Source organism: Collinsella sp., assembly GCF_052346665.1.
In the GTDB taxonomy this organism is placed as follows: Bacteria; Actinomycetota; Coriobacteriia; order Coriobacteriales; family Coriobacteriaceae; genus Collinsella.
Genome location: NZ_DAWDUX010000057.1, coordinates 1 through 7,935, shown reverse-complemented (window position 1 = coordinate 7,935; position 7,935 = coordinate 1). Strand labels below are relative to the sequence as shown.

At 63.1% G+C, this 7,935-nt stretch carries 8 protein-coding genes; all 8 read right to left on the bottom strand.

Annotation, left to right across the window (positions count from 1 at the left end; all coding sequences use genetic code 11):
- Window positions 1–296 (bottom strand): DegV family protein (locus ACT8II_RS08925; RefSeq protein ID WP_443813875.1); only part of this gene is annotated, 296 nt, incomplete at its 3' end.
- A gap of 76 nt (window positions 297–372) precedes the next feature.
- Window positions 373–957 (bottom strand): ribosome hibernation-promoting factor, HPF/YfiA family, encoded by a 585-nt coding sequence (gene hpf, locus ACT8II_RS08920; RefSeq protein ID WP_118652615.1) that lies wholly within the window; start codon window positions 955–957, stop codon window positions 373–375.
- 145 nt (window positions 958–1,102) lie between these two features.
- The gene (locus tag ACT8II_RS08915) at window positions 1,103–2,077 is read right to left on the bottom strand and encodes a substrate-binding periplasmic protein (protein ID WP_294122022.1); all 975 of its coding nucleotides are present in this window, start codon (window positions 2,075–2,077) and stop codon (window positions 1,103–1,105) included.
- 435 nt (window positions 2,078–2,512) lie between these two features.
- Complete coding sequence (locus tag ACT8II_RS08910; RefSeq protein WP_118652613.1) at window positions 2,513–3,286, bottom strand: ComF family protein; 774 nt, start codon at window positions 3,284–3,286, stop codon at window positions 2,513–2,515.
- A gap of 74 nt (window positions 3,287–3,360) precedes the next feature.
- Window positions 3,361–5,028, bottom strand: a complete 1,668-nt coding sequence (gene ricT, locus ACT8II_RS08905) for a regulatory iron-sulfur-containing complex subunit RicT (protein WP_443813872.1) — start codon at window positions 5,026–5,028, stop codon at window positions 3,361–3,363.
- A complete protein-coding gene (locus ACT8II_RS08900) occupies window positions 5,019–6,164 on the bottom strand; it encodes a DNA polymerase III subunit (protein WP_443813870.1) in 1,146 nt (381 codons plus the stop codon). The genes ricT and ACT8II_RS08900 overlap by 10 nt, the downstream gene beginning before the upstream one ends.
- 37 nt (window positions 6,165–6,201) lie before the next feature.
- Window positions 6,202–6,930, bottom strand: coding sequence for a dTMP kinase (gene tmk, locus ACT8II_RS08895; RefSeq protein ID WP_443813868.1), 729 nt, complete (start codon window positions 6,928–6,930; stop codon window positions 6,202–6,204).
- An 825-nt stretch (window positions 6,931–7,755) separates the two neighbouring features.
- Window positions 7,756–7,935 (bottom strand): hypothetical protein (locus tag ACT8II_RS08890; protein ID WP_443813866.1); only part of this gene is annotated, 180 nt, incomplete at its 5' end.

The window sequence follows — 7,935 nt, the reverse complement described above, 5'->3', positions numbered from 1 at the left end:
CACAGGTACACCGTGGGCGTCCCCTCCTCGGCGCACTGCGTGAAGAACTCGATGTAGCGGCCGAGTGAAACGGCGGATGTCGACGCCTTGGAACCTGCGCGGAGCTTGTCGTAGAACTCCTTGGGGGTAATCGATGTCCAGATATCATCGGTGAATTCCTCACCGTCGAGGATGTAGGGGAATCCCAAGATATCCACGTCGAGCGTCGCAGCGACCTCCGGCGAGAGGTCAGCGCACGTATCGATGACGATTCGGCACTTGCCGGGACGTTCGATCGCGACGGGAGCTTTTTCCATGTGCATGCCTTTCGCAACAAAGTGGCGGCCACCCACATGGGATGACCGCCATCCAAATCATGCAATGGATGCTATTTTACTCGCCCTCTACCTCAAGTTTGGGCTTGATAATGCCGTATCCACCATTCTTACGGTGATACACCACATTGACCAAACCCGTCGTGCTGTTCTCAAACACATAGAAATCATGGCCAAGCAGATCGGTCTGAACGAGTGCCTGTTCCTCGGTCATCGGGGTGAGCTCGATCTCCTTGACACGGACGAGTTGCTCGTCGTCATCCTCGGGAATGAGCAGGTCGGCCAGGTCGGCAACGGGTTCAACGGGCGCAACGTCAGCAGCGGACAGACCCTGCTGGCGATTATCGACCACGCGCGTCTTGAACTTGCGCAGTTGGCGAGTGACCTTGTCTGCCGCCAAATCGATGGCGGCGTACATGTCCGCACCATGCTCGGCAACGCGAATCACAGAGCCACGGGCGCGAACGGTGACCTCGACGATGGCGGGGTTGGGATTTGAAGGGTTCTTCTCGTAGCGCAAGACCACGTCGGCGGTCATGGGCTCGATGTCGAACACCTTGAGGGATTCGCCGATCTTCTCATCGACATGGGCACGCAGCGCATCGGTTACCGTCGTTTTGCGACCGGAGACCTTGATATCCATACGTGTTTCCAATCTATCCGGGGATAGGACCATGTCCTTGTTGTACCCAAGATTGGCACTTCCACACGCGAGTCCGTCGCACTCCCGTTGACTGGAGCATGTGAACCGATTGCCGAATTGTCGCGCCGAGAGGGTCCGCTTGTGGCTAGTCGAGTGCGTTGAGGTCGCCCTCGATCACCAGCTCTCCATCCTCCCCAGAGTCGACCGCCTCGTCCTCGGAGGCATCATCAGTGGAAGCTGAGAGTCCGGCGAGTTGCTCGTTTGAAAGGCCAAAAGGCAGAGACCCGTACCAGGAACGATATATAGCATCGAGCGTGCCATCGCTCTCGATGGCGGCGAGTGCGTCCTCAACGGCGCTGGCGAGGTTGCCCCCGTCTGCCGGCAGGATGAGCCCGTACGAAGCGAGCGAGCTCAGTGTCGCCACAAAGACGGTTCCCGGATAGGCGCGGGCGAGATATGCGCCGGCAGTCGCGTCACAGGCGACGTATTCCGCTTCACCGGAACCGAGGGCTTCAAAGCACTCGTTCACATTTGAGTAGGTCTTGAACGTCGCGGTTACGCCGCCGCGCACCAGCGCGTCCTGTGAGGCGGAATCCCCCTGGACGGCAATCACCGCGCCGGAAAGGGAGTCTGCGTCGAGCGCGGGCGACTCAAGGGAGCCGTCCTCATTGTGCACGAACAGGGACGAGCCATCCTCGAGCAGATTCCCGGCAATGACGATCTCCTCGTCATCGTCGGTCGACTTGCCGCCGAGAAAGATATCGGCCTCGCCATCGGAAAGGGTTCCCGGGGCATCGGCGGAGGAAACGACCTTGAGGTCGAGGCCCAGGCGCTCGGCGAGCGCACGAGCGACGTCGGCGTAATAGCCCGACGGCGTTCCATCCGTCTCGATCATCGCCTGGGGAGCCTCGGTGGTATCCATGGCAACGGTCAGATACCCCTCGCTCACTAAGTCGCTCGAGGTAAGTGAGGGCTCAACACGCTCCCGCTTCACCTCGGCGCGCGGCGGCGTGGTGAACACACAGCCGCTCAAGCCGAGGGTCAGCGCGCACGCGCATGCTCCCGCCGCGAGCAACACGCTCCACGACCTGCCGCCCTTTGCCCAGTTCCGCCGCACCATGCTGCGCACCATCTTCGCCCCCGACTCAACCCAACATCCCTGCCTCGCCTGCGAGCGCACGTTGACGCATCCGCGCGCAGGCGTTTTCCATCGATGTTCCCCCAGCTGACCTGGTTTTTGACCCCACACCTGCGCACTGGGACGTTTGCTCAACCGCCGCGGCGGCATCACGACTAGCCCGCTCGCCCGCGAGGCACTATTGCCTCAAAAACAAGTAGGACGGACGGTGCGACTGACCTCTAGGACGCGCCATGATCGCCTCCGCGCGCACGCTTCGGCTTACGTGGATCCCTTTGACCGCGTCTGTCTTGGACTAGGGAGCGCACGGCGTTTTTCGCTCGCGCGCTCCCGCAACCACAGCCTGGAAGGAACTTCGCGGCATTATACCGCAGGTTGCAAGGGGTGTGTAAAAGGGGACAGGTGCATTTTTACACATCACCACACGCGGGCGAATGCAAGGCAGTCTACACGCGCGGCTCCGGCGCATTTGAGCGCGTGGGCGGCGGCGTTCATGGTGGCGCCCGTGGTAATGACGTCGTCCAGCAGCAGGACCCGCATACCACCAACCGGAGCGACCACCTCGTATTGCCCTCGTGAGCGAGCAAGTCTTTCTTCGCGCGCCAATTCTCGCTGGTCGAGTGAGCCGTGTTTCACCAGGGCATCGATGAGCGGCAGGCAACTCGCATCCGCAAAATCGCAGGCGATAGCCTCCATGTGGTCGAATCCGCGGCGTCGGTATGCCGATGAGGTCACGGGGACGAACGTCACCGCGTCCACCCGCGAAAGAAGCCCTCCGTACCGTGCGGGCACCGTGAGCTCGGCCTCGCGCGCGGCACGGTGCATGATGCACGCGATTTCGGTGGATAGCCGCCGTTCTCCCCCGTCCTTGTACGCACGGACGATACGTGCGGGAGGCCCATCGAACACCACGGCGGCAAGACACCGGTCGAGCTCGACCTCGTCCCCTTGGCATTCCGTACAAAGCAGGCTCCCATACGGAGCTCCGCATCGCGTGCAGGCGTGCGCCGGATTGATGCGCACCATATCCCGCAGGCAGGCATCGCACACCAGGGCACCGGGCGCCTCGCAACTCGCGCAGCGCGTGGGCGAGAGCAGCTCCAACGTTTGCTCGGCAAGCTCCCGCAAGAGCCCTGTCACGCGCCCACCCACACGCTCGCCCCCACCTTGCACAATCCCGACACGACGCATCAAAAAGCCCTCCCCCGTGTTGACGAGGGAGGGCGTGCCGTTCCATCGTGCGCGCCTGTTGAGCAGGCACCCACCTATTCGGTCCGCGGTGCCGCAGAATCGGAGCCGTCCGCCCCATCCTGCTTGGGCTTACGACGCGAGCGACGGCGGCGCTTCTTGGGCGCATCCTCAGCGTTGCCAGAAGAGCCGGCGGAACGGTTTTGCGCCTCTGTACCTCCCCCATCACCCGGGCGACGGCGCTGAACCTTGACGTTGCCCTCGGCAAGCTGGTCGGCAACAGAGGGGATCTCGGGCTTGCGGGAGCGCTTGCGACGCTGTCCGCCCGAACCGGCCTCGTTTGCAGATTCGCTTCGCTGAGGTGCAGTGTCGTTCGAGGCCACATGCTTGCGGCGACGACTGCGACCAGGCGTCACATCCGCAGCGGCCTCCCCCGCCGTCGAAGCGGAACGGACGCCGCCCGCACGCGACGTGGCACCTGCTTCATCGCTGGCGCGATGCCTGCGGCGCCGACCGCCCGCAGAGCCCTCGGCAGACACGGAGGCGTCCACGGCGGGAGCGGCCTGAACGCTCTCCTCGCCTGCGGACGAGCGACGACGGCGACGGCGCGGCGGGACCTCATCGGCGGAAGCAGGGCGATCCTGGCCCTTGCCCTTGGCGGGCGCAGCGCTGGAAGCACCCTTGCGGCCTCGACCAGACTTGCCGGAGCTCGCACTCTCAAATTTTGCCGCCTCCTCCTCACGCATGCGCTTGCGGCGCGGAGTCGGACCGGAAGCGACGATGCGGTCGGCGCGGTCGAGGCCATCGCCGACATCGATGCCATTTTGGCGATCGAGCTCCATGAGGGCGAGGGCGAGCTCAGGCGACTCAAGACGCTCGAGGACGTCACGCGTTACGCAGTCGGGGCGGCACGCGCAGCCCTGGCTCTCGCAGCGCTCCTTGTTCTCATCGGTACAGGACATGTCGGCGAGGTCGACACGGAAGACCTTGCCGTTCTCGAGCCTCAGCACCAGCTGCTCGCGCGGGGTGTTGTACTCCATGATGCGCGCCTTGCCCAGCGGGGTGTCGATAAGCGTCTTCTTCTTAGGGGCGCGGCTCTTGAAGTCCTTGTAGGCCTCGAACTCATAACGCAGGCAGCACATAAGGCGGCCGCACACGCCCGAGATCTTGGCGGAGTTCAGCGGCAGGTCCTGCTCCTTGGCCATGCGGATGGAAACCGGCTCAAACTGACCGCCAAAGCGGGTGCAGCACAGCTCCTGACCGCATGTCGCATACCCGCCCTGCAGGCGGGTCTCATCACGCACGCCGATCTGGCGCATGTCCACGCGCACGTGGAAGTGGGCGGAGAGGTCCTTGACCAACTGGCGGAAATCCACGCGGTCCTCGGCAGCGAAGTAGAAGACGGCTTTCTCCCCGCCGAACAGGTACTCGACGCCCACAGGCTTCATGTCGAGACCGTTCTTCTCCACCAAACGACGGAAGTCGAACATCGCATCCTCGCCGGCATCAGCCAGATCTTCGGCACGATCGAGGTCCGCGTCGGTGGCGATGCGAACAACGGGCTTGAGCGGTGCGGCGAGCTCGTCCGGCTCGACCTCAAAGGGGTCGGCCGTGACAAGGCCGATCTCGGTACCGCGCTCGGTGGTGCAGATGGCGTGATCGCCCTCGAGGATGTCGAGGTCGCGAGGATCGAACCACAGCTCGCGCGCGGCGAACGCGAATTTGACGGGAACAACTACGGGCATTTGAGCGCCTTCCTGATATCGAAGAGCATGGCCTCGATGGCCAGCTGGGGAGTTACGTTGCGGGCAATGCGCGTCTCCGCCAACGAAACCGCGTCGAGGGCGAGGGTCACCCCGGTCGTCGTCGTGTCCGAGGCAATGCGCTCAACCACATCGAGAACATCGTCGTTAACGGGAGCGTTATGCGCGTCTTCGAGCCGTATAAGCACGTCACGGAGCAGCGAGCGCACGCTTGCCAGCGCTTCCATGATACCCGAACGCTCCCGGGCGTTCAGTTCGCGCTTGTTGCGGTCTTCCAGCTGCTTTAAAGCACCACGGGAAAGGTAATCCTGGTTTTGCTCGAGCACGGCCTGCTGGGTTGATTTGACCTCCGCGAGAGGCGCGTGAATGACCCCCATGAGCTCCTTTGCCGAGGCGAGGATGTCCGCCTCGTCCGCGTGGGCAAGCGCATCGACCGCGCGGACCATGGCACGACGGGCCGCTTGGCGATCGGCGGACTTGAGGAACTCCACCGCACGGGCAGGGCTACCGGCAACCGCCACTGCCATGCGGCAGCGCGCAGGCGGCAGACCCGTGGCGCGCGCAACCGCGGTAGTGGACTCGTCGGTGGACAGTGGGCGAAACGGCACGCACTGGCAACGCGAGACGATAGTGGGCAGCATGACGTCCGAGCTGGTGCCCAACAGGATGAACGTTACGTTCTCCGGCGGTTCCTCGAGCGTTTTGAGCAGGGCGTTCGCCGTATTCGCACGAAGTTGCTCGGCACGGTCGACAATGTAGACCTTACGCTTGGCGCGGATGGGCGAAAGCGCGACGTCTTCGAGCAGGTCGCGCGTCTGGGCGATGAGGTAGCCTGTGGCGGACTCGGGAGCAAAGTAGTGCACGTCCGGGTGCGTGCGGCGGGAAACGCGGGCACAGTCGTCGCAAGCCGCGCAAGCGCCTGGAATGGCCTCCTCAGCGCACAGGAGCGCCTGAGCCAACGCCCAGGCGGCGTCGAGCTTGCCCGAACCGGGCGAGCCCAGGAACAAATAGGCGTGGCTCGCGCGACCACTGGCCACGGCGCGCGCGAGGAAGTCGCGCACGCGCGGCTGCGTATCGAGCTTGGCGAGGAGGCTGTTGGGAGCGAGGTGATCCGACATGGCTAGCGAACCTCCCCGGTAGATACAGGCCGTTTGATCATTGCCAGCAGACCTCCCCAGTAGACGTGGAAGGCAACAGGGTGCTCTCGTTCGCCCCATCCATCTCGGCTAGCGCCGCGGCGACGTGTTCATCAGAAACGTCAAGGCCCGCTGCGCGTAGCTCGCGCACAACGTTCTCGAACACCCCCGCAACGGAATGAGTGGCATCGACGAGCTTCACGCGGCGGGGCTCCTCCTCGGCAAGGGCACGAAACCCCTGGGCAACGCGACGCTGGAACTCAAGGCCCTTGAGCTCGAGACGGTCCTCTGCCCCATCTCGCCCCGAGCGACGACGCAGAGCCTCCTCAACCGGAAGGTCGAACACGAGCGTGAGATCCGGATGACAGCCATCGACCGCCAGCTCGTTTGCCTGAGCAACCATCGCGCGCTCGAGCCCATCAGCAAAGGCCTGATAGGCTGTGGTGGAGTCGTAGAAACGGTCACACACCACGACACGACCGGCGGCGAGCGCAGGGCAGATCACCTGATGCACGAGCTGCGCGCGTGCGGCCTCGTAGAGCAGGAGCTCGCAAACGTCGCCCATCTCGACATTGGCTGGATCGAGCAGAATCGCGCGGATCTTTTCGGAGATAGCCACGCCACCGGGTTCACGCAGACGCAACACATCGCACCCCGTGAGCTCAAGCGCACGCGCTAACAGGCCGGCTTGCGTGGACTTACCGCAGCCGTCAATGCCCTCAACAGATATGAACAGGCCTGGTGTCATAGATAACGCCCCTCGTGTGAACCAAACGAGCATCCATCATACCGCGCCCGGTGTTTCTCAGATAAACATCGATACAGGTCGATATCCATTCTCTCGTGTGGAATCTGCCTTGAATGCGCATCGGCGGGAGTCCTGCCGCTTACCGCACTACCATGCCACTAGTTACCTTGTAAAGGCAGCAGTAGAACCGTACATGTCAGCAGAAGTCGCAACAGTAATCTGAGTATAGGGCACGCATCGGCGTTCGGAGACGAACCGGCGTAAAACGGCGGCGGATTGCACCCGCGGACTGGCTCGCAAAGAGCTAACCAGTGGCGCGCGTCATGCAAAAGTCAGCAAACTGGCTAAAAATTACCGTTTTGTATCGCCTTGCTTCGGAGCCTGCCCGAGCGTGGGAATCCCAGGGAAACAAAAGCGCAGCTCAGGTGAGCGAGGGAGACCCGCGCGCCGCTCACGCGGCGCGACGCGCCCCGTAACAGGGCGCATTTGTGCCGAAATGAGCGCCGTCAACTGCCCCTGCGATACAAAACGGTATTTTTTAGCCATTTTATCGGTGCAGACGCTTCGAGCGGCACCTGCACCTCGATGAGGTTGCGCCGGAACTCATCGTCCACGAGATGCGCTGATAGCGCGCCACCGTCTCGGACGAGAATTGCGTCGCGGTGGGAACGGGCCTGTACACGGCGAGGTGGAGTCCACCGTCGCATATGAACCGCTTTATGAGCACCGTGAGCATGGCGATTAGGGTGACCCGGGATAAAAGTCCCGGGCGGCTTATGCCACCCGGGATAGAGAGCGATTTGAGGTTTTGAGGCGTTTTGAAGGTTACGCCTTCTTCGTTGTCTTCTTCGCGGCGGGCTTCTTGACAGCAGCGCCCTTTTTTGCGGCGGACTTCTTGGTGCCTGGTTTCGCCGCCGGCTTCTTCGCCCCCGCCTTACCGCGGGCGGGCTTCTTCTCCTTGCCGGGGCAGTCCATGTTCACGCAGATGCGCCACGGGCCGCGCGC

What these genes read in the sequence shown, in the direction of transcription:
- hpf (WP_118652615.1), bottom strand. Translation starts at nt 957, where the DNA reads ATGGATATCAAGGTCTCCGGTCGCAAAACGACGGTAACCGATGCGCTG.
- ACT8II_RS08915 (WP_294122022.1), bottom strand. Translation starts at nt 2,077, where the DNA reads ATGGTGCGGCGGAACTGGGCAAAGGGCGGCAGGTCGTGGAGCGTGTTG.
- ACT8II_RS08910 (WP_118652613.1), bottom strand. Translation starts at nt 3,286, where the DNA reads ATGCGTCGTGTCGGGATTGTGCAAGGTGGGGGCGAGCGTGTGGGTGGG.
- ricT (WP_443813872.1), bottom strand. Translation starts at nt 5,028, where the DNA reads ATGCCCGTAGTTGTTCCCGTCAAATTCGCGTTCGCCGCGCGCGAGCTG.
- ACT8II_RS08900 (WP_443813870.1), bottom strand. Translation starts at nt 6,164, where the DNA reads ATGTCGGATCACCTCGCTCCCAACAGCCTCCTCGCCAAGCTCGATACG.
- tmk (WP_443813868.1), bottom strand. Translation starts at nt 6,930, where the DNA reads ATGACACCAGGCCTGTTCATATCTGTTGAGGGCATTGACGGCTGCGGT.